The 24,637-nt window shown below is 66.0% G+C and carries 27 protein-coding genes; 23 read left to right on the top strand and 4 right to left on the bottom strand.

Annotation, left to right across the window (positions count from 1 at the left end):
• Positions 1-22: 22 nt before the first annotated feature.
• From eno to A6A05_RS01795, 20 genes are all read left to right on the top strand, one after another.
• A complete protein-coding gene (eno, locus tag A6A05_RS01895) occupies positions 23-1,300 on the top strand; it encodes a phosphopyruvate hydratase (protein WP_068496920.1) in 1,278 nt (425 codons plus the stop codon).
• A 256-nt stretch (positions 1,301-1,556) separates the two neighbouring features.
• A complete protein-coding gene (locus A6A05_RS01890) occupies positions 1,557-1,802 on the top strand; it encodes an FtsB family cell division protein (protein WP_245644132.1) in 246 nt (81 codons plus the stop codon).
• 203 nt (positions 1,803-2,005) lie between these two features.
• Complete coding sequence (locus A6A05_RS01885) at positions 2,006-2,398, top strand: hypothetical protein (protein WP_068496916.1); 393 nt, start codon at positions 2,006-2,008, stop codon at positions 2,396-2,398.
• Positions 2,399-2,464: 66 nt separating this feature from the next.
• Complete coding sequence (locus tag A6A05_RS01880; RefSeq protein WP_068496915.1) at positions 2,465-4,456, top strand: NADPH-dependent 2,4-dienoyl-CoA reductase; 1,992 nt, start codon at positions 2,465-2,467, stop codon at positions 4,454-4,456.
• Positions 4,457-4,520: 64 nt separating this feature from the next.
• On the top strand, positions 4,521-5,270 hold the full coding sequence (locus tag A6A05_RS01875) for a YebC/PmpR family DNA-binding transcriptional regulator (RefSeq protein WP_068496913.1): 750 nt from the start codon (positions 4,521-4,523) through the stop codon (positions 5,268-5,270).
• 12 nt (positions 5,271-5,282) lie between these two features.
• A complete protein-coding gene (gene ruvC / locus A6A05_RS01870) occupies positions 5,283-5,771 on the top strand; it encodes a crossover junction endodeoxyribonuclease RuvC (RefSeq protein WP_068496911.1) in 489 nt (162 codons plus the stop codon).
• A 351-nt stretch (positions 5,772-6,122) separates the two neighbouring features.
• Positions 6,123-6,752 carry a Holliday junction branch migration protein RuvA gene (ruvA, locus tag A6A05_RS01865; protein WP_068496993.1) on the top strand — a complete coding sequence of 210 codons (630 nt, stop codon included), beginning with the start codon at positions 6,123-6,125 and terminating at the stop codon, positions 6,750-6,752.
• Positions 6,749-7,786, top strand: a complete 1,038-nt coding sequence (gene ruvB / locus A6A05_RS01860) for a Holliday junction branch migration DNA helicase RuvB (RefSeq protein ID WP_068496910.1) — start codon at positions 6,749-6,751, stop codon at positions 7,784-7,786. The genes ruvA and ruvB overlap by 4 nt, the downstream gene beginning before the upstream one ends.
• Positions 7,783-8,199, top strand: a complete 417-nt coding sequence (locus A6A05_RS01855) for a YbgC/FadM family acyl-CoA thioesterase (protein ID WP_068496908.1) — start codon at positions 7,783-7,785, stop codon at positions 8,197-8,199. The genes ruvB and A6A05_RS01855 overlap by 4 nt, the downstream gene beginning before the upstream one ends.
• 5 nt (positions 8,200-8,204) lie before the next feature.
• Positions 8,205-8,930: a protein TolQ gene (tolQ, locus tag A6A05_RS01850; RefSeq protein WP_068496906.1), complete on the top strand. Its 726-nt coding sequence runs from the start codon at positions 8,205-8,207 to the stop codon at positions 8,928-8,930.
• The gene (gene tolR / locus A6A05_RS01845; protein WP_068496904.1) at positions 8,930-9,391 is read left to right on the top strand and encodes a protein TolR; all 462 of its coding nucleotides are present in this window, start codon (positions 8,930-8,932) and stop codon (positions 9,389-9,391) included. Before tolQ ends, tolR begins: the two co-directional genes overlap by 1 nt.
• A gap of 3 nt (positions 9,392-9,394) precedes the next feature.
• A complete protein-coding gene (locus A6A05_RS20530) occupies positions 9,395-10,327 on the top strand; it encodes an energy transducer TonB (protein WP_156520844.1) in 933 nt (310 codons plus the stop codon).
• Positions 10,328-10,371: 44 nt separating this feature from the next.
• Entirely contained in the window at positions 10,372-11,715 is a 1,344-nt protein-coding gene (gene tolB / locus A6A05_RS01835; protein ID WP_425411932.1) for a Tol-Pal system beta propeller repeat protein TolB, read from the top strand.
• A gap of 175 nt (positions 11,716-11,890) precedes the next feature.
• Entirely contained in the window at positions 11,891-12,379 is a 489-nt protein-coding gene (pal, locus tag A6A05_RS01830; RefSeq protein ID WP_068496902.1) for a peptidoglycan-associated lipoprotein Pal, read from the top strand.
• Between the two features lie 137 nt (positions 12,380-12,516).
• Positions 12,517-13,476, top strand: coding sequence for a tol-pal system protein YbgF (gene ybgF / locus A6A05_RS01825; protein WP_082910612.1), 960 nt, complete (start codon positions 12,517-12,519; stop codon positions 13,474-13,476).
• Positions 13,467-14,762, top strand: coding sequence for a tRNA lysidine(34) synthetase TilS (tilS, locus tag A6A05_RS01820; protein WP_068496899.1), 1,296 nt, complete (start codon positions 13,467-13,469; stop codon positions 14,760-14,762). The genes ybgF and tilS overlap by 10 nt, the downstream gene beginning before the upstream one ends.
• A gap of 48 nt (positions 14,763-14,810) precedes the next feature.
• On the top strand, positions 14,811-16,724 hold the full coding sequence (gene ftsH / locus A6A05_RS01815; RefSeq protein WP_068496897.1) for an ATP-dependent zinc metalloprotease FtsH: 1,914 nt from the start codon (positions 14,811-14,813) through the stop codon (positions 16,722-16,724).
• A gap of 35 nt (positions 16,725-16,759) precedes the next feature.
• Positions 16,760-17,857: a dihydropteroate synthase gene (gene folP / locus A6A05_RS01810; RefSeq protein ID WP_245644130.1), complete on the top strand. Its 1,098-nt coding sequence runs from the start codon at positions 16,760-16,762 to the stop codon at positions 17,855-17,857.
• 151 nt (positions 17,858-18,008) lie between these two features.
• A complete protein-coding gene (locus tag A6A05_RS22230; protein ID WP_425411931.1) occupies positions 18,009-19,349 on the top strand; it encodes a ferritin family protein in 1,341 nt (446 codons plus the stop codon).
• Positions 19,346-19,933, top strand: coding sequence for a DUF3501 family protein (locus tag A6A05_RS01795; protein WP_068496887.1), 588 nt, complete (start codon positions 19,346-19,348; stop codon positions 19,931-19,933). The genes A6A05_RS22230 and A6A05_RS01795 overlap by 4 nt, the downstream gene beginning before the upstream one ends.
• Positions 19,934-19,987: 54 nt before the next feature.
• Here the strand turns inward: A6A05_RS01795 and A6A05_RS01790 are convergent, their stop codons facing one another.
• Positions 19,988-20,758 (bottom strand): bestrophin-like domain, encoded by a 771-nt coding sequence (locus A6A05_RS01790; RefSeq protein ID WP_068496885.1) that lies wholly within the window; start codon positions 20,756-20,758, stop codon positions 19,988-19,990.
• Positions 20,759-20,854: 96 nt separating this feature from the next.
• Here A6A05_RS01790 and A6A05_RS01785 point away from each other — a divergent pair, with 96 nt between their 5' ends.
• The 3 genes from A6A05_RS01785 to thiD all read left to right on the top strand — a co-directional run bounded on the left by A6A05_RS01785 (position 20,855) and on the right by thiD (position 23,696).
• Positions 20,855-21,286 carry a response regulator gene (locus A6A05_RS01785; RefSeq protein WP_068496883.1) on the top strand — a complete coding sequence of 144 codons (432 nt, stop codon included), beginning with the start codon at positions 20,855-20,857 and terminating at the stop codon, positions 21,284-21,286.
• A 257-nt stretch (positions 21,287-21,543) separates the two neighbouring features.
• The gene (gene glmM, locus A6A05_RS01780) at positions 21,544-22,896 is read left to right on the top strand and encodes a phosphoglucosamine mutase (RefSeq protein ID WP_068496881.1); all 1,353 of its coding nucleotides are present in this window, start codon (positions 21,544-21,546) and stop codon (positions 22,894-22,896) included.
• On the top strand, positions 22,893-23,696 hold the full coding sequence (gene thiD, locus A6A05_RS01775) for a bifunctional hydroxymethylpyrimidine kinase/phosphomethylpyrimidine kinase (protein WP_068496879.1): 804 nt from the start codon (positions 22,893-22,895) through the stop codon (positions 23,694-23,696). Before glmM ends, thiD begins: the two co-directional genes overlap by 4 nt.
• A gap of 45 nt (positions 23,697-23,741) precedes the next feature.
• Here thiD and A6A05_RS01770 read toward each other — a convergent pair whose 3' ends face one another.
• From A6A05_RS01770 to A6A05_RS22030, 3 genes are read right to left on the bottom strand one after another with little or no spacing between them, the layout of a single operon-like run.
• The gene (locus A6A05_RS01770; protein WP_068496877.1) at positions 23,742-24,041 is read right to left on the bottom strand and encodes a HigA family addiction module antitoxin; all 300 of its coding nucleotides are present in this window, start codon (positions 24,039-24,041) and stop codon (positions 23,742-23,744) included.
• A gap of 10 nt (positions 24,042-24,051) precedes the next feature.
• Positions 24,052-24,333 (bottom strand): type II toxin-antitoxin system RelE/ParE family toxin, encoded by a 282-nt coding sequence (locus tag A6A05_RS01765; RefSeq protein WP_068496876.1) that lies wholly within the window; start codon positions 24,331-24,333, stop codon positions 24,052-24,054.
• Positions 24,334-24,381: 48 nt separating this feature from the next.
• Positions 24,382-24,513, bottom strand: coding sequence for a hypothetical protein (locus tag A6A05_RS22030; protein ID WP_281193225.1), 132 nt, complete (start codon positions 24,511-24,513; stop codon positions 24,382-24,384).
• Between the last annotated feature and the right edge of the window lie 124 nt (positions 24,514-24,637).

Here is a 24,637-nt window from a genome sequence, read left to right as displayed (position 1 = left end):
CCGCACTTTTCGGAGAGACCCGATGACCGCCATTATCGATATCCACGCTCGCGAAATCCTGGATTCGCGCGGCAATCCGACCGTTGAAGTCGACGTCGTGCTGGAAAGCGGCGTGATGGGCCGCGCCGCCGTTCCGTCGGGGGCCTCGACCGGCGCCCACGAAGCGTGCGAGCTGCGTGACGGCGACAAGAAGCGTTATGGCGGCAAGGGCGTGCTGAAGGCGCTGGAAAGCGTCAATGGCGAGATCTACGACGCCCTGTCGGGCATGGATGTCGAGGATCAGGTGCTGCTGGACCACACCATGATCCAGCTGGACGGCACGCCGAACAAGTCGCGCCTGGGCGCCAACGCCATCCTGGGCGTGTCGCTGGCCTGTGCCAAGGCCGCCGCCGAGGAAACCGGCCTGCCGCTGTACCGCTATGTCGGCGGCGCCTTCGCCTCGATCCTGCCGGTGCCGATGATGAACATCATCAATGGCGGGGCGCACGCCGACAATCCCATCGACATCCAGGAATTCATGATCATGCCGGTGGGGGCTCCGACCTGCTCGGACGCCATCCGCATGGGTTCGGAAGTGTTCCAGGCCCTGAAGAAGCAGCTGAAGGACGCCGGCCACAACACCAATGTCGGCGACGAGGGCGGCTTCGCCCCCAACCTGAAGTCGGCCGAGGCGGCCCTGGACTTCATCATGCAGTCCATCGAGAAGGCCGGCTACAAGCCCGGCGAAGACATCATGCTGGCCCTTGACTGTGCCTCGACCGAGTTCTTCAAGAACGGCAAGTACGAGATGGAAGGCGCCAAAAAGAGCTTCGACCAGAAGGGCATCGTCAAGTTCTATTCCAAGCTGGTGAAGTCCTATCCGATCATCTCGATCGAGGATGGCTGCGCCGAGGACGATCTGGACGGTTGGGAAATGCTGACCGAGGAACTGGGCGGCAAGGTCCAGCTGGTGGGCGACGATCTGTTCGTCACCAATCCGGCCCGCCTGGCCATGGGCATCGAAAAGGGCCTGGCCAACTCGATCCTGGTCAAGGTCAACCAGATCGGCTCGCTGTCCGAGACCCTGGAAGCCGTCGATATGGCCCACAAGGCCGGCTACACCGCCGTGATGAGCCACCGTTCGGGCGAGACCGAAGACTCGATCATCGCCGACCTGGCGGTTGCCACCAATTGCGGCCAGATCAAGACCGGCTCGCTGTCGCGTTCGGACCGTCTGGCCAAGTACAACCAGCTGATCCGCATCGAGGAAGAGCTGGGCTCGGCGGCGCGCTATGCCGGCAAGGCGATCATGAAGCGCTGATCCGTTTCTGAATTGTTCTGTTGATGGGCGGCCGAGGGAGAAATCCTTCGGCCGCTTTTCTTTTGGCAAAAGACTCAATGAAACCCGAAAACTGAGTCATTTCTGCAACAGCGACGACTCCTGCTCGGGAAAAATGAATCATCTCGTTCATGACTTGTTGACGTCATGAAGCTTAGGTGATTCCATCCGCTTCATGCTTAAGGAGCTGGCCCGTCGACTTCGTCCCGTCATCGGCCCCGTCATCGGGGCCTGTGCCGTGGCGTATTTCGCCTACCACACGGTGGAAGGCGATCGCGGCGTGCTGGCCTGGGTGCGGCTGAAGAACGAGATTCTGGACGCCGAGATGCAGTTGGCCAAGGTCACCACCGAACGCCAGGTGCTGGAACACCGGGTGCTGCTGCTGCGCCCCGATCATCTGGACCCCGACATGCTGGAAGAACGCGCCCGCGCCATGTTGAACATGGGCCGCGAGGACGAGATGGTGGTGTTCGAAAAGCGCTGATTACACTTTGTTTCCGGTCCGCCAAACGCCTGCAACATCGGCTTGCTAGTGTGGTGATTCCGAAGTTCGCATCAAAATGCGGACATCGGAATCACTACACAATTCAACAGATTAGTGGCCTGCTCATCCCAGAAATTCACTTGCGAATTTCTGGGGCAGGACACTAGTTTGCGCCCGTCTTCCCACGCAAGCGGGCCTTCATCATGCGCAATTTCCTCAATCTCTACTCGACCCCGATTACCGTGGCCTTGTTCGCGGTGGCGGTGGTGACCGGTGTGCCGATCTTCTTTCATATCGGCGACCGCTTCCTGAAGGGCGCCCATGAATGGCTGAGCCTGGCCTTCGTCGCCCCTGCGGTGACAGGCAGCGGCCGGGGCGGCAATCCGATGATGGCTCTGGCCGGAAAGATGGTCGAGGCGCCGCTGGTGCAACTGGCTCCGGCGCTGGGTGTCGAGGCGTCGGCCCTGGTGCGGCGGCTGGAAGCCGGCGGAATCAAGCAGGCCGACCCGGCTTGGTCGGCGGCCGCCATCGCCGCCGCCAACGGCAAGCCGGTCCAGCATGTCGCCCAGCTGCTGATGGCCGAATCCCGTCGGTAAAGCGCAAGCCCTGGCGATCGGGGCGGCAATGTGGTATTCGACTGCCGAATTAATCGGAGCAGGTCGATGACCCGTCTGCTAGCCACTCCCATCCGTGTCGGCCATGTCGTGCTGCCCAACCGGATCATCATGGGATCGATGCATCTGGGCTGCGAGACCGAGGCGGATGCCCCCCAGCGGCTGGCCCGCTTCTATGGCGAGCGGGCCAAGGGTGGGGTCGGGCTGATCGTCACCGGTGGCGTCGCCCCCAACCCGCAAGGGCGCTTCGGTGCCGACGGCACCGTGCTGGATCATCCGTCGCAACTGGATCACCACCTGCCGATCACCGACGCGGTGCACCAGGCCGGCGGGCGGATCATCCTGCAGATCCTGCATTGCGGCCGTTATGCCCGCCACGACGACCCAGTGGCGCCGTCGGCGATCCGGGCGCCGATTTCGCGCACCACGCCCCGCGAACTGACCGAGGCCGAGATCGAGGCGACCATCGCCGATTACGCCCGCACCGCCGCCTTGGCCATCCAGGCCGGCTATGACGGGATCGAGGTGATGGCCTCGGAAGGCTATCTGATTTCCGAATTCATGGCGCCGGCCACCAACCACCGCACCGACCAGTGGGGCGGGCCGCTGTCACACCGCCTGCGTTTCCTGGATCGGGTGGTGCGGGCGGTCCGGGGCGCCATCGGCGAGTGCTTGCTGTCGGTGCGCCTGTCGATGGTCGATCTGGTCGAGGGCGGCCTGTCGGGCGACGAGGTGGTCGCCGCCGCCTTGGTGGCCGAGCAGGCCGGCGCCGATCTGCTGAACAGCGGCATCGGCTGGCACGAATCCCGGGTTCCGACCATCGCCCATCCGGTGCCGGCCGGTGCCTGGGCCTGGGCCACCGCCCGGGTCAAGGCGGTCTTGTCGATCCCGGTCTCGGCCAGTAACCGCATCGACACGCCGGAACGGGCCGAGGCGATCCTGGCCTCGGGCGCCGCCGATCTGGTGTCGCTGGCCCGGCCGCTGCTGGCCGATCCGGCCTTCGCCGCCAAGGCCACCGGCGGTCAGGCGGGCGCCATCAACACCTGCATCGCCTGCAACCAGGGCTGCCTGGACGCGATGTTCGACGGCCGCCCGGCCAGCTGCCTGGTCAATCCGCGCGCCGGGCGGGAAGGCGAGTTCGTCGCTGTGTCGGTCGCCGCCGCCTTGAAGCTGGCGGTGGTCGGCGCCGGCCCGGCCGGCATGGCCTGCGCCCTCGAGGCGGCGGCGCGCGGCCATCACGTCACCGTGTTCGAGGCGAGCCAGCATCTGGGCGGCCAGTTCGCCCTGGCCGAGCGCATTCCCGGCAAGGAAACCTATGTGGCGACGCTGGACTGGTTCGCCGCCGAACTGGATCGCCTGGGTGTGACCGTCAAGCTGGGCCGTGCCGCCACCCTTAAGGATCTGGACGGGTTCGATCAGGTGGTCATCGCCACCGGAGTCCGGCCGCGCCGCCCCGACATCGCCGGCATCGACCATCCGATGGTCGCCCTTTACGACGACATCCTGTCCGGGCGGCGCACCGCCGGCCAGCGGGTGGCCTTGATCGGGGCCGGGCCGATCGCCTTTGACGTCGCCCTTTATCTGCTGGGGCCATCCGCCCCCTTCGATGCCGAATGGGGCATCGACCGCACCTTGTTGCAGCCGGGTGGCCTTGCGGTGGTCGAGCCCGCCGAAGCGCCGTCCCGCGCCATTACCTTGATGCAAAGAAAGCCCGGCCGACCAGGTGCCGATCTGGGTCGTACCACCGGCTGGATCGCCAAGGCCAAGCTGCAAAGGGCGGGGGTGGCCATGCTGGCGGGCGTGGCCTATCGCCATATCGACGATGCCGGCCTGCATATCCATGTCGATGGCACCGACCGCCTGATCGAGGCCGACACCATCATCGTCTGTTCCGGTCAGGAGGGAGACGACAGCTTGGCCCAGCAATTGGCAGCAGCCGGGCGGATCGTCCACCGGATCGGCGGCGCCCGTCAGGCGTCGGGGATCGACGCCCTTCGCGCCATCGAGGACGGCACGCGCCTGGGATTGCAGATCGGGTAGCCCTGGCTCACAAGATGTGGTATGTCGGCGCGTTCGTATCATCGCATCCAGGGCTCTTCCGAACATGGCTGGTCATTCCCAATTCAAGAACATCATGCACCGCAAGGGCGCGCAGGATGCCAAGCGCGCCAAGGTGTTCACCAAGCTGATCCGCGAACTGACCGTTTCAGCCAAGTCCGGCCAGCCCGACCCCGCTGCCAATCCGCGCCTGCGCGCCGCCATCCAGGCCGCGCGCGCCGCCAACATGCCCAAGGACACGGTCGATCGCGCCATCAAGCGCGGCGCCGGCGGCGATGACGGGGCCAATTACGACGAAGTACGCTATGAAGGGTACGGCCCCGGCTCGGTGGCGATCATCGTCGAGGCGCTGACCGACAACCGCAACCGCACCGCTTCGGAAGTCCGCGCCGCCTTCAACAAGAATGGCGGCGCCCTGGGCGAAAGCAATTCGGTGTCGTTCATGTTCGACCGTATCGGCTCGATCCGCTATCCGGCCTCGGCCGCCGGTACCGACGCCATGTTCGAGGCGGCGCTGGAAGCCGGTGCCGACAATGTGGAATCCGACGAGGACGGCCACGAGATCACCTGTACCCCCGACGATCTGGCCGCCGTGCGCGATGCCCTGGAAGCGGTCTTCGGCACGCCCGAGCATGCCCGTCTGGATTGGCGCCCGCAGACCAGCGTGCCGGTCGCCGACGAGGACACCGCCAAGACCCTGATGAAGTTGCTGGACGCCCTGGACGACAATGACGACGTCCAGCGTGTGTCGGCCAATTTCGATATTCCCGACGACATCATGGCCAAGCTGGGCTGACGGGGGATCATCATGCGTGTTCTCGGTCTCGATCCCGGCCTGCGCGTGACCGGCTGGGGGGTGATCGAGATGGTCGGCCATCATCTGCGCTATGTCGCCGACGGCACGGTGCGCTCGACCGACAAATTGTCGCTGCCCGAGCGGCTGGCCCAGTTGCACCGGGGCGTCGCTGCCCTGATCGACCAATGGAAGCCGGACGAGGCTGCGGTGGAACAGACCTTCGTCAACGTCAACCCGGAAAGCACCCTGAAGCTGGGCCAGGCCCGCGGCGTGGTGCTGCTGGCCCCGGCTTTGGCCGGTCTGTTCGTCGGCGAATATACCCCGGCCTCGGTCAAGCAGGCGGTGGTCGGCACCGGCCGAGCCGCCAAGGATCAGGTGGCGATGATGGTGCGCACCTTGTTGCCGGGCTGCCTGACCACGCAAAGCGATGCCGCCGATGCGCTGGGGGTGGCGATTTGTCATGCCCACCACCGCGCCACCCTCCGGAAGGTCATGCGATGATGGAGCGCCGCGACAGGATTTCCTGGCGTCATGGCCGGGCTCGACGGTTAAAGGAGGGCGTGTCCACCCAAGATCCGTCATCCCCGCGCAGGCGGGGAGCCATGGCGCCGGCCGCTCGGCTGTATCCCATTGAAGAAACGGCATTCCAGCATCATGCATGGATTCCCGCCTGCGCGGGAATGACGGCTGAGCGGGGGAGACGGTTTCAGTTGTCCCGGAAACGCCGATCTTCCCGCAAATCCGCACGATGCAATGTGTTCATCGATGGAGTGAGAGTTCTAACCGGACAGCCGTGGATCAAGTCCGGGCCTGACGGCTGGTGGAGCCGTGGGGCTGCAATGGGGGCACATCATGATCGCCAAGCTTAAGGGGCTGATCGATGCGGTCGGCGACGATTACGCCATCGTCGATGTCGGCGGCGTCGGCTATCTGGTGTTCTGTTCGGCCAAGACGCTGTCCAAGCTGACGGCGGGGCAGGCGGCCGCCCTGCAGATCGAGACCCATGTCCGCGAGGACCATATCCACCTCTACGGCTTTTCCGACGTGGGCGAGAAGGATTGGTTCAACCTGCTGATCACGGTGCAAGGGGTCGGCGCCAAGGTGGCGCTGGCGATCTTGTCGGTGGCAAGCCCGGAACAATTGCTGCAGACCATCGCCGCGCAGGATAAGACCAGCCTGACCCGGGCGTCCGGCGTCGGGCCGAAGCTGGCGGTGCGCATCCTGACCGAATTGAAGGACAAGGCCGGCAAGATGGCCATGGGCGCCTTCGTCCCGGCGGCGGTGGCCGGCGCCGCGCCGATGCCGGCCGATGGCGGCGGGGTGATGGAAGACGTCATTTCCGCCCTGGTCAATCTGGGCTATCGCCGCCTGGAAGCCTTCGAGGCGGTCGGCCAGACCATGCGCGAGCAGGGCGAGGGGGCTGATGCCGGCACGCTGATCCGGCTGTCCCTGAAGCGCCTGGCCAAGGACTTGACCCGATGAGCCGCGAGGTCTCGCCCGAAAGCCGGCCCGGCGATATCGAGACCCATCTGCGCCCGCAGGTGCTGGACGATTTCATCGGCCAGAAGCAGGTGCGCGAAAATCTGAAGATCTTCATCGAGGCGGCGCGTGCGCGCGGCGAGGCGCTGGACCACACCTTGTTCTACGGCCCGCCCGGCCTGGGCAAGACCACCCTGGCGCAGATCGTCTCGCGCGAGCTGGGGGTGGGCTTTCGCGCCACCTCGGGTCCGGTGATCCAGCGGGCCGGCGACCTGGCGGCGCTGTTGACCAATCTGGAACCCCGCGACGTTTTGTTCATCGACGAAATCCACCGCCTTAATCCTGCCATAGAGGAAGTGCTCTATCCGGCCATGGAGGATTTTCAGCTCGACCTGATCATCGGCGAGGGACCCGCCGCCCGTTCGGTCCGCATCGACCTCGCGCCCTTCACCCTGGTCGGCGCGACCACGCGCTCGGGTCTGTTGACCACGCCGTTGCGCGAACGCTTCGGCATTCCGTGTCGGATGAATTTCTATACCCCCGAGGAACTGGAGCTGATCGTCGCGCGCGGCGCCCGCGTGCTGGGCTTCGACCTGACCACCGACGGGGCGGGCGAGGTGGCCAGGCGCTCGCGCGGCACGCCCCGCGTCGCCGGCCGGCTGCTGCGCCGGGTGCGCGATTTCGCCGCCGTCGCCGGCAAGTCGCCGGTGGACGCCGCCATCGCCGACGCCGCCCTGACCCGGCTGGAGGTCGATCGCATCGGCCTGGACGCCATGGACCGGCGCTATCTCGCCTGCATCGCCGAGCATTATGGCGGCGGCCCGGTCGGCGTCGATACCCTGGCCGCTGCCCTGTCGGAAAGCCGCGACACCCTGGAAGAGGTGGTCGAGCCCTATCTGCTGCAGCAAGGCCTGATCCAGCGCACCCCCCGGGGCCGCATGCTGTCGCCCTCGGGCTTCAAGCATATCGGCCTCAACCCGCCGAAAGAGGTCTTGGTGCAATTGGACCTTTTGGCCCGGATGGAGGACGAGGAATGATCTTCCGCCATCCGCTGAAAGTCTATTGGGAGGATACCGATGCCGGCGGCATCGTCTATCATTCCAACTATCTGAACTTCGCCGAGCGGGCGCGGACCGAGATGGTCGAAGCCTTAGGCATCGACCAGCGCGCCCTGGCCGATAACGGCAAGGGCTTCGCCTTCGCGGTGCGCCGGGCCGAGATGGACTTCCTGAAACCGGCCAAACTGATGGACCGATTGGAAGTGGAATCGAAGGTCACCCTGGCCGGCGGCGCCTCGCTTTCGATGGTCCAGACCATCAGACGACTTGACGACGGCGCCGATTTGGTGCGTCTGCACATCCAACTGGCCTTCATCAGCCTGGAAGGGCGCGCGGCGCGCATTCCGGCGGACATGCGGGCCACCCTGCGGGCTTTGGTAAGCGAAAGGTAATCATTATGGATCCTGTTCAGTCGGTGCAGCTGGCGGGCTCGATCGCAGAGCATGATCTCTCGATGTGGGCGCTGTTTCTGCGGGCGGATTTCATCGTCAAGACGGTGATGGTGGCGTTGCTGATCGCCTCGTTCTGGTGCTGGGCGATTATCTTCGACAAGCTGATGCGGATGCGCGCCCTGTGGCAGCGCGCCGAGCAGTTCGAGGAAAGCTTCTGGTCGGGCGGCTCGCTGGAAGAGCTTTACGACCGCATCGGCTCGCGCCCGGTCGACCCGATGAGCGCCATCTTCGTCTCGGCCATGCGCGAATGGCGCCGTTCGGCGGCCAAGGGCCTGGCCGATCGTGAATCCAGCCGCGTCAGCCTGCCGCAGCGCATCGACCGGGTGATGCATGTCACCCTGGGCCGCGAGATGGATACCCTGGAAAGGAATCTGGGCGTGCTGGCCTCGGTCGGCTCGACGGCGCCGTTCATCGGCCTGTTCGGCACGGTGTGGGGCATCATGAACTCGTTCCAGTCCATCGCGGCCACCAAGAATACCAGCCTGGCGGTGGTGGCTCCCGGCATCGCCGAGGCGCTGTTCGCCACCGCGCTGGGCCTGGTCGCGGCCATTCCGGCGGTGATCGCCTACAACAAGATCTCGAACGATCTCGACCGCTATTCCAAGCGGCTCGAGAATTTCTCGGGTGAATTCGGCGCCATCTTGTCGCGTCAGCTCGAGGAGAAGGCCTGATGGGCGCCGCCATCGGAGGCAGGAAGGGCGGACGCCAGCGCCATCGCCCGATGGCCGACATCAACGTCACGCCGATGGTCGACGTGATGCTGGTGCTGCTGGTCATCTTCATGGTGACCGCGCCGCTTCTGACCGCCGGCGTCCAGGTCGACCTGCCGAAATCCGAGGCCGCCCCCATCAAGGGCGACGACCAGCCCTTGTCGGTGACCGTCGATGCCAACGGCGACGTGTGGATCCAGGAAACCAAGGTGACCATGGAAGAACTGGTGCCGAAGCTGCAGGCGATCACCGCCGCCAAGCCGGACACCCGCATCTTCATCCGCGGCGACAAGGGCATCAATTACGGCCGGGTCATGGAAGTGATGGGAACCCTGGGCGGTGCCGGCTTCACCAAGGTCGCCCTGGTCACCGAGATGAAGCAGGCCGAGCCGGCCAAGGCTGGCAAGAAGGGAGGCAAGTAGACCTTGTCGGCAGTCCTGCGTCGCGACAGCCTGATCTATTCCGGCGTGCTGCATGTCACGGTGGCGCTGCTGGCCGTGTTCGGCCTGCCGCATTTCTTCCGCGACCCGCCGCCGCAGGAAACGCCGATGGTCGTCGATCTGGTGCCGATCGGGTTGAAGACCAATCCGCCGCCCAAGCAGGCCGAGGAGCCGCAGCCCGAACCGGCCAAGCCCGAGCCGCCCAAGGAACAGCCCAAGCCCGAACCGCCCAAGCCCGAGCCGACACCGGCGCCGGCTCCGCCGCCGCCGCCCAAGCCGGAACCCAAGCCCGAACCGGCGCCGCTGCCCAAGCCGGAACCCAAGCCGGAACCCAAGCCGGAGCCCAAGCCCGAGCCCAAGCCCGAGCCCAAGCCGCCGGAGCAGAAGCTGTCCGACATCAAGCCGCCGCCCAAGCCGCAGCCGCAAACCGATGTGGATTCGCTGCTGAAGACCTTGGACAAGCCCAAGCCCAAGGTCGATCCCTTGGATGAGCTGATGAAGTCGACCAAGAACGCCAAGCCGACGCCCAAGACCCAGGAAACCGGAACCCAGCCCAAGCCGCAGGGCGTCAAGGGCTCGGACCAGCATAACCCGCTGGAGCCGGTGTCGATGACCGAGATGGATCGCATCCGCGCCCATGTCGAGAAGTGCTGGGTACCGCCGGCCGGGGCCAAGGAAGCCGACAAGCTGGTGGTGGCGATCCGGGTGTTCATCCAGCCGGACGGCTCGGTCACCGATGCCCAGATCGTCGATAAGCCGATCTTCGCCGACGGCTTCTGGCAGGCCGCCGCCGACAGCGCCCGGCGCGCCGTGCGCACCTGCAGCCCGTTGCCGATCCCTAAGGACAAGTACGACACCTTGAAGAACGGTGACCTTGTTCTGACCTTCGACGTCGCCAAGGCGATGGGGAGGCGGTGATGATGACCAATCCTTCTTTTTCGTTCCTCTCGACCGGATGGACCTTGCCCATGCTGAGCCGACTTCGCTGCGCCGCCCTGCTGGCGGCCTTCGCCTTCCTGGCCCTGGTGGCCATCCAGCCCGCTGCCGCGGAAGTGCGTATCGACATCACCCGCGGCCATATGCGGCCGCTGCCGATCGCCATTCCCGACATGTTCGGCGGCCAACCGCAGGAAAGCCAACTGGGCAAGGACATCGCCCGGGTGGTGGCCGCCGACCTGGAACGTTCTGGCCTGTTCAAGCCCATCGACCAGCGCGCCTTCATCCAGAACGTCGCGTCGCTGCAGGCCGGCCCGCGCTTTGCCGACTGGAAGCAGATCAACGCCGAAGCCCTGGTCAGCGGCAAGGTCGAGATCGGGTCCGACGGCCGCATGCGGGTCGAGTTCCGCCTGTGGGACGTGTTCTCGGAAGGCCAGATGGCCGGCCAGGCCTATACCGCCTCGCCGTCCGGTTGGCGCCGCATTGCCCATCTGGTCGCCGATTCCATCTATAAGCGCATCACCGGCGAGGACGGCTATTTCGATACCCAGATCGTCTACATCTCGGAATCGGGGCCGAAGACCGACCGCAAGAAGCGCCTGGCCATCATGGACCAGGACGGCGAGAACCATCGCTACCTGACTGCCGGCGAGGATCTGGTGCTGACGCCCCGCTTCTCGCCGACCGCGCGCGAGATCACCTACATGTCCTATTTCAAGGGCATTCCGCGCGTCTATGTCCTGCAGATCGATACCGGCCGGCGCGAGCTGTTGGGCGATTTCCCCGGCATGACCTTCGCGCCGCGCTTCTCGCCCGACGGTAACAAGGTGGTCCTGAGCCTGGCCCAGGACGGCAACACCGAACTTTATGAAATGAACCTGATGACCCGCCAGAAGCGGCGGCTGACCAATCATCCGGCCATCGACACCTCGCCCAGCTTCTCGCCCGACGGCAGCCGTATCGTGTTCAATTCCGACCGCGGCGGCGCCCAGCAGATATACACCATGGATGCCGACGGCGGTAACGTCGCCCGCATCAGCTTCGGCGACGGCCGCTATGCAACCCCGGTCTGGTCCCCGCGCGGAGACCTGATCGCCTTCACCAAGATGAAGGGCGGCGAATTTTTCATCGGCGTCATGCATCCCGACGGCTCGGGCGAGCGCCTGCTGGCCCAGGGATTTCTGGTGGAAGGCCCGACCTGGGCCCCCAACGGCCGCGTGCTGGCCTTCTGGAAGGAAGGCCCCAGCGACGAGCGCGGACGCGGAATTTCGTCCCGTCTCTACACCATTGACCTGACCGGACTCAACGAAAGGCAGGTTTTGACCCCACAAGACGGTTCGGATCCTGCTTGGTCCCCCTTGATTCCCTAGGTGAAGACCAGTATAGTCCGCGGCGATTAGGATTTGTTCCGAAGGCATCGGGTCCTGTTTCGATGCCTGAGGAAGGCTGTGTCGGCCCTTGAACGGGTTGCTGCGGCGTCTCTAAGATAGGTCCGAATTGCTTTCCCTTTTTTCTTCCAGCGTTCCATTGAGGGGGTCCTCAAATATGAAACTGCGTTTTATGAGCATCTTCGCCGCCGCCGCCATGCTGGCCGCTTGCGAATCGGCCCCTGAGTCGGGCGCCACCCAGGCCAGCACCGCTTCGGCTCCGGCCGCCGCCAAGCCCAGCATCGTTCCGGGCTCGGAGCAGGACTTCATCGCCAATGTCGGCGATCGCGTCTTCTTCGACTACGACAAGTTCGCTCTGCGCGCCGACGCCAAGGCCGGTCTGGACAAGCAGGTCGCTTGGCTGAAGAAGTACCCGACCTACAAGATGACCATCGAAGGTCATGCCGACGAGCGCGGCACCCGTGAGTACAACCTCGCCCTGGGTGAGCGTCGCGCCAACGCCGTGAAGGATTACATGGTCGGCGCCGGCATCGCCAAGGACCGCGTCAAGACCATTTCGTACGGCAAGGAGCGCCCGGTCGCTCTGGGTTCGAACGAAGCGGCCTGGTCGCAGAACCGTCGTGGCGTGACCGTCCTGGGCAAGTAAGCCCTAGACAATCACGATCGTGATGCGGGCGCCCGCCCTTCCGCCGACCCCAGGGTCGGCGGAAGTGGCGGGCGCCTTGTTTTTGCCGTGATCTCAGTCTAAACCGTTTCAGGTTCATATCGCTTCGAGGTTCGCCCGTGCGCCGTCTGCTGATCGTTCCCGCCATCGCCGTCCTGCTGGCCGGCTTGGCCGCTCCCGCCCAGGCCCAGTTCGAAAACCGCGCTTTGTACGACCGCATCGAGCGGCTCGAGCGCGACTTGCAGATGATGCAGGGCCAGATGGCCCGCGGCGGCGGTTCGACGGTGATCACCTCGCCGGCCTTGGGCGGCGGCCAGACGGTGGTTCGCTCGCCCGACGCGGCGCCGATGCCGGCCGGCCTGGCGGTGCGCCTGGACGAGCGGGTCGATGAACTGGAAAACATGGTCCGCCAATTGACCGGCAAGATCGAGGAAGCCACCTTCAAGGCCCAGCAGGCCAACAAGGCGCTGGAACGGCTGCAGGCCGACATCGACGCTCGCTTTCGCGATTTGCAGGGCGCCCAGCAGCCGGCTGCCGGAACCCCGTCCAACCAGCTGTCGATGCCGGCGGCCGGCGGGGCGTCGCGCGGTGCCGAAACCCCCGGCAGCGCCCCCGGTCCGCAGACGCTGGGCACCATGTCGGAAAAGGACATGAAGAAGCTGACCCCGCCCCAGGCGGGCAATGCCGCCCCCAAGGACGCCCAGGGTCAGTACGACGATGCCTATGCCGCCGCCCAACGCGGCGATTTCGCCGTCGCCGAGAAGGGGTTCCAGGACTTCCTGTCCAAGAATCCCAACCACCAACTGGCCGGCAATGCCAGCTATTGGATGGGCGACATCGCCTATAACCGCAAGGATTTCGATACCGCCGCGCGCACCTTCCTCGAGGCCTACAAGACCTATCCCAAGCACGCGAAGGCGCCGGACATGATCTACAAGGCGGGTTCGGCCTTCGGTCAGCAGGGCAAGAAGAAGGAAGCCTGCGTCGCCTTCTCGATCCTGTTCAAGGATCATCCCGGCATGGCTGACCGCGTCAAGCGGGCGGCCCAGGCCGAGAAGCAGAAGTACGAGTGCAAGTAGACCCGGCGGCGGCGCTGGCCGGCGTTCTGGACCGCCTGGGGCCTGGACATCCGCCCCATCTGGCGGTGGCGGTATCGGGCGGCGCCGACAGCATGGCGCTGGCCCTGCTGGCCGCCGATTGGGCCGCCGCCCGGGGCGGGCGGGTCACCGCCTTGACCGTCGATCACGCCCTTCGGCCCCAATCCGGCGCCGAGGCCGCCCAGGTCGGGCGCTGGCTGGCGGCGCGCGATATTCCCCATGTCATCTTGGTCCGCGCAGGCGTGCGCCCCACTGCCGATGTGCAGGCGATGGCGCGTTCGGCCCGTTATCGCTTGCTGACCGAATGGTGCCGCGCCCAGGGCGTGACTCATCTGCTGCTGGCCCACCACCAGGCCGACCAGGCCGAGACCTTGTTGCTGCGCCTGGGGCGCGGTTCGGGGGTCGATGGGCTGGCGGCGATGGCGCCGATGGTCAGCCGGGACGGTGTGGTCCTGCTGCGGCCGCTGCTGGATGTGCCGGCCGATTGCTTGCGCGGATTTCTGAAGGGCCGGGGCCAGGACTGGATCGAGGATTCCTCCAACGCCGATCCGGCCTTCGCGCGGGTCAGGATGCGCCGCCTGCTGCCGGTGTTGGCCGGCGAGGGGCTAAGCGTCCCCCGCCTGGCCGAGACCGCCGCCCGGATGCGCCGGGCCCGCGACGCCTTGGACTGGATGGTGGCCCAGCGTGCGGCGACCTCTGTGCGCCTGCATCCGGCCGGCTTCGCCACGGTTGACCTGGCCGCCTTCATCGACCCGCCCGAGGAAATCGGCCTGCGTCTGTTGGTCCGCCTGCTGCAGGCGGCAGGCGGCGGCGATTATCCGCCACGGGCCGAGCGCACCGAGGGATTGTTCCAGCGCCTGGCCCAGGGCCGTGCCGGAAAGGCGACCCTGGCCGGCTGCACCTTGGCCATCGGCGCGGATTCGGTTGTATTCGCCCGCGAGGCGGCGCGCCAGGCCGCGCCGGTGACCTTGGTGCCGGGCGAGCGCCTGCTGTGGGATGGCCGCCTGCGGGTCGAGGTGCCGAACGATCTGCCGGCCGGGCTGCGTCTGGCCGGGCTGGGGGCGTCGGGTTGGCGCCCATTGGGCAAGGTGGCCCCGGTTCCCGCGCCGGCGCGGGCCAGCCTGCCGGCCTTGTTCGACCGAGATGGTGTTTTCGCCGTGCCCCACCTGGGCTATAAACGGGGCGGAGGCGTCATTTCCGCCGAATGGATCGTGTGGGAAGGGCCGATGCGCCATTGCCTTGTTCCGGCCGGGGGCGGCATTATCTAATACAGGCCCGCAAAAACCGGCGGGGCAGGAAACAGGAAGGACCGAGCCTTGAATTTCAGCAAGAATCTGGCGCTTTGGATCGTCATCGCCTTGTTGTTGGTGATGCTGTTCAACCTGTTCCAGACCTCCAGCCCGCAGCGCGGGCCGGGCCAGATCGCCTTCTCGGAATTCATGGCCGAGGTCGATCGCGGCCAGGTCGCCGACGTCACCATCCAGGGCTACCAGGTCACCGGCCACTACACCGACAACCGCTCGTTTGCCACCTATCTGCCGCCGGAAGCCAACATCGTGCCGCGCCTGCGCGAATCGGGCATCCGCATCTCGGCCCAGCCGCCGGTCGAGGATCAGCCGACCTTGTGGAGCATCCTGGTCTCGTGGTTCCCCATGCTGCTGCTGATCGGCGTGTGGGTGTTCTTCATGCGCCAGATGCAGGGCGGCGGCGGCAAGGCCATGGGCTTCGGCAAGAGCCGGGCCAGGTTGCTGACCGAGAAGACCGGCCGCGTCACCTTCGAGGATGTCGCCGGCATCGATGAAGCCAAGGTCGAGCTGGAAGAGATCGTCGAATTCCTGAAGGACCCGCAGAAGTTCCAGCGCCTGGGCGGCAAGATCCCCAAGGGCTGCCTGCTGGTCGGCCCGCCCGGCACCGGCAAGACGCTTTTGGCCCGCGCCATCGCCGGCGAGGCCAACGTGCCGTTCTTCACCATTTCCGGTTCGGACTTTGTCGAGATGTTCGTCGGCGTCGGCGCAAGCCGCGTGCGCGACATGTTCGAACAGGGCAAGAAGAACGCGCCCTGCATCATCTTCATCGACGAGATCGACGCCGTCGGCCGCCATCGTGGCGCCGGTCTGGGCGGCGGCAACGACGAGCGCGAGCAGACCCTGAACCAGCTGCTGGTCGAGATGGACGGCTTCGAATCCAACGAAGGCGTCATCTTGATCGCCGCGACCAACCGTCCGGACGTGCTGGACCCGGCGCTGCTGCGCCCGGGCCGTTTCGATCGTCAGGTGGTGGTGCCCAATCCCGACATCGCCGGGCGCGAGAAGATCGTCAAGGTGCATATGCGCAAGGTGCCGCTGGGTCCCGACGTCGATGCCCGCATCATCGCGCGCGGCACGCCGGGCTTTTCGGGCGCCGATCTGGCCAACCTGGTCAACGAGGCGGCGCTGCTGGCAGCCCGCATCGGCAAGCGCGTCGTCACCATGGCCGAGTTCGAGTCGGCCAAGGACAAGGTGATGATGGGGGCCGAGCGTCGCTCGATGGTGATGACCGAATCCGAAAAAGAGGCCACCGCCTATCACGAGGCCGGCCACGCCGTCGTCAACCTGCACATGCCCCATTCGGACCCGCTGCACAAGGTCACCATCATCCCGCGCGGCCGCGCCCTGGGCGTGACCATGTCGCTGCCGGAACGCGACCGGCTGTCGGTGTCGAAGAAGTTTCTGGAGGCCCGCATGGCGGTGTGCTTCGGCGGCCGCGTCGCCGAGCAGCTGATCTATGGCGAGGACCACCTGAATTCTGGGGCCTCGAACGACATCATGCAGGCCACCAACATGGCCAAGAAGATGGTCACCGAGTTTGGCTTCTCGGACCTGCTGGGGCCGCTGCGCTATAACGACAACCAGGAAGAGGTCTTCCTGGGCCATTCGGTGACCCAGCACAAGACCATGTCCGACGCCACCGCTTCGGCCATCGACGCCGAGGTCCGCCGCTTCGTCGAGGCGGGCGAGAAGAAGGCCCGGGAAATCCTGACCAGCAATCGCGACGCCCTGGAAGCGGTGGCGCGCGGCCTGTTGGAATACGAGACCCTGAACAAGGACGAGGTCGAAGCCCTGATCCGCGGCGAATCCATCACCCGCGACGGTTCCGAGAAGCCCAAGGAAAACGGCCGGCGTTCGTCGGTGCCCAGCACCGGCATCCCGACCACCGGCGGCTTCGATCCCGAGCCGCAGCCCGGCCCGTGACCGTGTCCTCTTCCGCCTGGCGCCGAAGCCCCGCCTTGCCGCGGGGCTTCGCTTTTTCGCCCGCCGATCTTTACCTGCTGCCGGCCGGGCTGGTGTGGGGCGAACAGGCTGCGGCGGCCGTGGTTTCCGGCAATGGCTGGCCGATCGGCGACACCGCCCTGGCCTTCACCGCCGCCGCCATCCTGTGGCGCGAGGGCGGCCAGGTATGGGCGGCCCTGGCTCCGTTCGCCGACATCCTGGCCTGGTCGGAAGCGGAAAGCGAGGATCTGGCCCGCCATGTCGGCCGGTTGATCCATCGGGTCGGCGCCAAGCGCCCGGCCTGGGGAACGGTGGCGATGGATGGCCCGGCGATCATGGGCATCGTCAACACCACGCCCGACAGCTTTTCCGATGGCGGCGACCGGCTGGCCCCCCAGGTGGCCATCGACAGCGCCCTGGCGATGGTTGAAATGGGGGCGTCGATCATCGATGTTGGCGGCGAATCGACCCGTCCCGGCGCCCTGCCGGTGTCGGAACAGCAGGAAATCGACCGGGTCGCTCCGGTGGTCGAAGCCCTGGCCGCCCAAGGGGTGGTGGTGTCGATCGACACCCGCCACGCCGCCGTGATGAAGGTCGCCACCCAGGCGGGTGCGCGCATCATCAATGACGTCACCGCCCTGGAAGGCGAAGGCGCCCTGGCGGTGGCGGCTTCGTCGGGGGCGGCTTTGTGCCTGATGCACATGCAGGGCCAACCGCAGACCATGCAGGCCGAGCCGGTCTATGATTGCGCGCCGTTGGATGTTTACGATTATCTGGCCGCCCGGGTTGCGGCCTGCGAGGCGGCCGGCATCGAGCGGGCGCGCATCGCCATTGATCCCGGCATCGGCTTCGGCAAGAACGACGACCACAATGCGCAGATCTTCGCGGCTTTGGCACTGTATCACGGGCTGGGGGTGCCGGTGCTGCTGGGGGCGTCGCGCAAAAGCTTCATCGGGCGCCTTAGCCGGGGCGAGCCGCCCAAGCAACGGCTGGCCGGCTCGCTGGCGGCCCATCTGGCCGGTCTGGATGCCGGCGTGCAGGTGATCCGCGTCCACGATGTCGCCGAGACGGCGCAGGCGGTGGCGATCTGGCGGGTGATGCGCGGTGCGGCTTAGTTAAATTAGAATTATTCGAAAGTAATTGGTTTTTGCGCCTCGTCGTGGCGCCTTGAACCGATAGCAAAATGCTGGCGAGGTCTCGCGACGGACCTTGAGGGAAGGGGGCCTCCCCGCCGCCAACGATCTCTCCTTGAACAGGAGGATTGCCATGCCGTCACTATCCGCATCCAAGACCATCGACAACCTGCGGGCAGCCTTTGCCGGCGAGTCCCAGGCCAACCGTCGTTATCTGTATTTTGCCCAAAAGGCCGACGTCGAGGGACATAACGACGTCTCGGCCCTGTTCCGCTCGACCGCCGAGGGCGAGACCGGCCACGCTTTCGGCCATCTCGAATTCATCGAACCGGTGGGCGATCCGGCCACCGGCCATCCCATCGGCTCGACCGCCGCCAATCTCAAGGCCTCGGTGGCCGGCGAGACCCACGAATACACCGATATGTATCCGGCATGGCGCGAACCGCCCGCGAATAAGGCTTCGACGAGATCGCCGATTGGTTCGAAACCCTGGCCAGGGCCGAAAAGTCCCATGCCGGGCGCTTCCAGAAGGCGTTGGACAATCTGGGCTCCTAGATTTTCCCTGATCTGGCCAGGAGCTTCGGCTGCGGGTCGTTTGCCCGATGGAGGCAATCATGCGGGAAGGCAGTCTCGAGGCGCCCGTGCGCCACCCCTATGCCTGGACGGATCCGGACTTCACCGATCCGGCGGCGCTGGATGCGGAAATGCGCCGGCAGTTCGAGAATTGTCATGGCTGCCGCCGCACGCCTTCAATCTGGACGTGCCGCACCTGATGGTGCGTTATCGCGCCACCCGTCTGCAGGCCGGCCAGGTGTCAATGGTGGCCCGCCAATTGACCGAGACCGATCGCAACGGCCGCCTGGGCACCCTGGTCGCCCCCATCGCCAATTGGGCGACCCGGCGCGGCAACGGCCTGACCCGGCCATTGATGGAGCGCTTGGCGAACATCCACCGCGACGCCGAACTGCCGTCCTGCGCCCTGATGATGAAGTTCGAATGGCCGCTGATCGAACCTGACGACGCCGATGTCGCCCGCCTGGCCCGCTCGGTCTACGACGTCTCGGAATATGTGGTGATGCTGGCCCGCGAACATGGTTTGGCGTCTGGCCTGATGCCGGTTGCCGGCGGTGTCGCCCTGCATGTGGCCTGCCATGCCCGCGCCCAGAATATCGGCGCCAAGGGGGCCGAGATGCTGCGCCTGATCCCCGACACCGCTGTCACCGCCATCGAACGGTGTTCCGGCCATAGCGGCGCCTGGGGCGTGGCGGTTGAGCATTTCCCGCTGGCCATGAAGGTCGGCCGGCCGGCGATGCGCCAGTTGAAGGATTCCGGCTGCGCCACCACCTGTTCCGAATGCCCGCTGGCCGGCGCCCATCTGGTCCAGGGCATGGCCGACATGGGGGGCGGCTCTACCGAAGCCCGCCACCCGATCGAAATTATCGCCCGTGCCTATGGATTGGAGAAAGTGCCATGACGCCTCGCGTCCTTACCCCCGCCGACATCCTGCCGATCCCCGCCTATGAAGCGGTGCGGGCCGACCGCCGCCGCGCCCTGATCGAGGCCAAGCGTCATCGCCGGCTGGCGGTCGGGCCCTACATGACGGTGCTGTTCGAATCCTATGACAGCATGTGGATGCAGGTGCACGAGATGCTGCGGGTCGAGAAGGGCGGCGACGCCCAGATTCCCGGTGAGCTCGAGGCCTATAACAGTCTGATCCCGCAAGGGGCCGAACTGGTGGCGACGGCGTTGATCGAAATCGACGACGAGCGTCTGCGCCGGGCCGTGCTGGCCGATCTAGGCGGCATCGAACATTCGATGAGCATCGCCGTGGCCGGCGAACGGGTGGCCGGCATCCCCGAGGCTGACCTGGAACGGACCGACGAGACCGGCAAGGCGTCGAGCGTCCATTTCATCCATTTCCCCTTCACCCCGGCCCAGGTGGCCGCCTTCCGCGATCGCGCCAGCCGGCCGGTGTTCGTTGTCGACCATCCCCATTACGGCCATATGGCGATGATCGACGCGACCATGCAGGCGTCGCTGGCGGCCGATTTCGACTAGGCCTTGCTGTCGCGCCCCGTGCCGGGGCTGTTCAAGCGCCACGCGGGCTTGGGCTTATTTCAGAAGGGCCTGCAACGGCGCCGGCGAGGCGGCGCCCGGCGGCTGGAACGGGTTGCCCTGGATCAACACGATGGCGGCGGTGGGGGCGGCGGCGGCGGCAAACAGGGCGATGGCCAGCAATTCGGCCTTGGGCTGATCGACATAGACCATGGCGATGGAAATCAGGGTCAACAGCCCCAGGAAGGCCATGCCCAGCCATTTCAGCGGATTGACGTGGGTCTGCGACAGCGCGATGCGGGTTTCGCGGGCATCGCGGGCCTCCATCGCCTGTTGCAGCATCTGTGCGTGGGCGGCCGGCGCCAGGGCCTGGGCGATGACCGGTCGCGACAATTCGGCCTGCAAGACGGCCAGGGCATCGATTGCGGCGGCCGACGCGCGGCGCTTGGCCAGCAGGGGCCATTCCTCGGCGACGACGATGGCGACATAGCGGTCGATGGCCCGATCCAATCCGCCCCGGCTCGCTTCGGGCAGCTCGACCGCCAGGGCGCGGATGGTCCGCAGCGCGCCGGCCTCGTGATAGACCGCCGTCACCGCCCGGTCGTGGGCGTTCCAGGTGTCGTTGGCCAGAAAGGCCAGGGTCAGGGCGAACAGAACGCCGACGACGTTGACGAAGGGCGGCGACAGGCCACGGAAGCTGGCGATCCACGGCGCCAGCCGGGATCGGTGGGCCAACCACAAAAAGGCCGCGGCCGCAGCCAGCGTGCCGAACAGCGCGACGGCCGCCAGCACGTAGTGATCGTGCGTGCGTAGAAGTTCCAACATCATTCATCCCCCTTGCCGGCGCCGATGGTGCCCGCCGAGGCTTTGCTTGTCGAGGCCCTCCTTGGTATTCTCGTGCGTCGGCTCGGCGGGGAACGGGGAATGCTTGAGAAGTTCGCGGGAAACGACACCATCGTCCTGGTGGTCGAGGACGAAGAGACCACCCGCGATCTGGTGACGCGATTGCTGACGGCGATGGGCGCGGCCGAGGTTCTGATCGCCGAGGAAGGCAGCCAGGCCCTGCGGCTGGTCTGCGAACGCCACCCCCACATCGTCATTTCCGATGTCGAGATGAAGCCGGTCGATGGCTTGGCCCTGCTGGGCGGCATTCGCGGCTCGATGGACCCGCAGGTATCGTCGATTCCGGTGGTGATGTTCACCTCGACCCAGCAAGGCGAGGTGGCCAAGAGGGCCAAGGAACTGGGCGTCAACGGCTTCCTGGTCAAGCCGTTCAACCCGAAGGGCTTTTCCACCCATATTCGTGACGTTCTCGAAAAGAAGTCGTTTCTAATTCCGCCCGGATCGAAGAAATGACCGCTTTGGGGCTCAGGTCAGGGGCAGGTCGGGTTTGACCGCCCAGGCGATCACCACCAGCCCGGCCAGGGCGAACAAAGCGGCGATCATCAGACCGCTGACGGCATCCAGGTAGTTGCGATTTTTACCCATGGTGGCCTCCCTTTGACCCTTGTTCGGCAGGTGGTTCTACGCGCCCCACCATGCAACCCCTTCCCTTGGCAGGGGGTTTGGCGCTATTCCCATGGGCCTGACCCGTAACAAGGACGTAACGCCGCATGAGCCGCAAGCTGTTCGGAACCGATGGAATCCGCGGAACCGCCAATGTCGACCCGATGACCGCCGAGACGGCGCTGAAGCTGGGCATGGCCGCCGGGCGCCATTTCACCCGTGGCGAACATCGCCATGTGGCGGTGATCGGCAAGGACACCCGCCTGTCGGGCTATCTGCTGGAACCGGCGCTGACCGCTGGCTTCATCGCCGTCGGCATGGACGTGGTGCTGCTGGGGCCGCTGCCGACGCCGGCGGTGGCGATGCTGACCCGCTCGCTGCGCGCCGATCTGGGCGTGATGATCTCGGCCTCGCACAATCCCTATCAGGATAACGGCATCAAGCTGTTCGGCCCCGACGGTTTCAAGCTGTCCGACGAAGACGAGCTGACCATCGAGGAAAGCATGGAAAACGGGCTGGCCGAATATCGGGTCGGTTCGGACCATCTGGGCCGGGCCCGGCGCCTGGACGACGCCGCCGGTCGTTATATCGAGTACGCGAAGGCCACTTTTCCGCGCGGCCTGCGCCTGGACGGCCTGAAGATCGTCATCGATTGCGCCAACGGCGCCGCCTATAAGGTCGCCCCCACCGTGCTGTGGGAACTGGGTGCCGAGGTCATTCCGCTTGCGATTCATCCCGACGGCGTCAACATCAACCAGGATTGTGGCTCGCTGCATACGCAGACGCTGCAGACCCAGGTGGTGGCGCACGGCGCCCATCTGGGCATCGCGCTGGATGGCGACGCCGACCGTCTGGTCCTGTGCGACGAGAAGGGCACGGTAATCGACGGCGACCAGGTGATGGGCCTGATCGGCGCCTCGTGGGGGCAGGGCGGCCTGTTGAAGGGCGGCGGCATCGTGGCCACGGTCATGAGCAACATGGGCCTGGAAAAGTATCTGGAGCGCCAGGGCCTGACCCTGTTCCGCACCGCCGTCGGCGACCGCTATGTGCTGGAACGGATGCGGCGCGACGGCTTCAATGTCGGCGGCGAGCAATCGGGCCACATCATCCTGTCCGACCATTCCACCACCGGCGACGGCTTGGTGGCGGCGCTGCAGGTGCTGGCGGCTTTGGTGGGGTCCGGCAAGAAGGCGTCCGAGATTTTGCATCTGTTCGATCCGTTCCCGCAGGTGTTGAAGAATGTCCGGGTGTCGGGCTCGCCGGCGGCGATCCTGGAATCCGACGCGGTCAAGGCGGCGATCAAGGGTGGCGAGGGGCGGCTTGACGGCACCGGCCGGGTGCTGATCCGGAAATCCGGGACCGAGCCGCTGATCCGGGTGATGGCCGAGGGCGAGGACCAGACGCTGGTCACCCAGGTGGTCGACGACATCGTCGGGGTGATCTCGAAGGCGGCGTCATGAAGGGGCGGGTGCTGATCGCCGCCGGCTCGGATTCGGGCGGTGGCGCCGGCATCCAGGCCGACATCAAGGCGGTGTCGGCCCTGGGCGGTTATGCCGCCACCGCCATCACCGCCCTGACGGCGCAGAACACTCAAGGGGTGTTTGGCATCCATGCTGTGCCGCCCGACTTCGTGACTTTGCAGATCGACAAGGTGCTGGGCGATATCGGCGCCGATTGCATCAAGACCGGCATGCTGGCCTCGGTCGCCATCATCGAGGCGGTGGCCGACGGGCTGGAGCGGTTCGGGGCCGGCATTCCCCGGGTGGTCGATCCGGTGATGGTGGCCAAGGGCGGCGCCTCGCTGCTGGCCGACGATGCCACCCAGGCGCTGATCAACCGATTGGTGGCCGGCGCCACCCTGATCACCCCCAACATCCCCGAGGCCGAGGTGCTGCTGGGCCGGCGCATCCTTGGTGCAGGCGACATGGAAGCCGCCGCCCGCGACTTGCTGGCCCTGGGGCCGCAGGCGGTGCTGCTGAAGGGCGGCCATCTGGACGGCGACGATCTGGTCGATCTGCTGGCCTGGAGCGGCGGCACCCGGCGCTGGGCGTCCAAACGTATTCACACAAGCTCGACCCATGGCACCGGCTGCACGTTGGCCTCGGCCATCGCCTGCTCCATCGCGCAAGGGCTGGGGCTGGAGGCGGCGGTCGATCGGGCGCGCGCCTATGTGCTGCGCGCCATCGAGACCGCACCCGGGCTGGGCAGCGGCCACGGCCCCTTGAACCACATGCACACCATCGCCGAGTTCACCCCATGAGCCATCGCCTGTGGCAGGTCGATGCCTTCGCCGAGCGATGGCCGTTCAGGCTGCAGTGCGCGGGCGAACCGTTGCCGCGATAGCGTCGCCGGCCTCGATGGTCGCCTTTTCCAGTTCCCAATCGCGTTGCAGGTTCAGCCAGAATTCCGCACTGGTCCCGAAATAGCGGGCCAATCGCAAGGCGGTGTCGCCGCTGATGCCGCGTCGTTCGCCCAGGATATCCTGCACACGGCTGACCGGGACGCCGATATCCTTGGCCAGCCGATAGGCGGTAATGCCGAGCGGCACCAGGAAATCCTCCCGGAGGTGTTCACCGGGATGGATGGGGGGCAGGTCGCGCTGCATGCTCGTCCTTTCAGTGGTAATCGACAATCTCGACACGGTCGGCGCCACCGTCCGACCACATGAAGCAAATCCGCCACTGGTCATTGATGCGGACGCTGTGCTGGCCGGATCTGTCGCCCTGCAATGCTTCAAGACGATTGCCAGGCGGCACCGACAAATCCTGGAGTCCGGTGGCTGCGTGAAGCTGCCGCAATTTGCGCTGGGCGATCCGCTGAATGTCGTGCGGCAATCGACGGGCAAACCGGCCCAGGAACAATGCTTCAGTGTCCTTGTCGGCGAAACTGCGAATCATCGCCGCATTATACCCGTGTGCCGGTCTGACCTCAATCCAGGTATATTGCTATTTCCGCTTCTTTTTAAGCGGCCGGGGGAACCAGTCCAGGCGGGCGGTTTCGGGGAAGATCGCCTCGCCGGCCAGCCAGCGGGCCGGGGCCGACGGATCGCCCAGCACAGCCTGCAAGGCCGGCATCATCTCAAGCCCCGGGCAGTCCCGTCCTTCCTTGATCAAGGGCAGGGCCAACCCCCATAGGCGTTAACATAGCGCACACACTTGGCGTTTTCGCTTTCTTGGGGTGTCGGCGAGGCGTACAGCGAGG

This window comes from Magnetospirillum moscoviense, from assembly GCF_001650635.1.
In the GTDB taxonomy this organism is placed as follows: domain Bacteria; phylum Pseudomonadota; class Alphaproteobacteria; order Rhodospirillales; family Magnetospirillaceae; genus Magnetospirillum; species Magnetospirillum moscoviense.
Note: the sequence above shows the minus strand (reverse complement) of the source record. Positions and strands in the feature narration are given on the sequence as shown.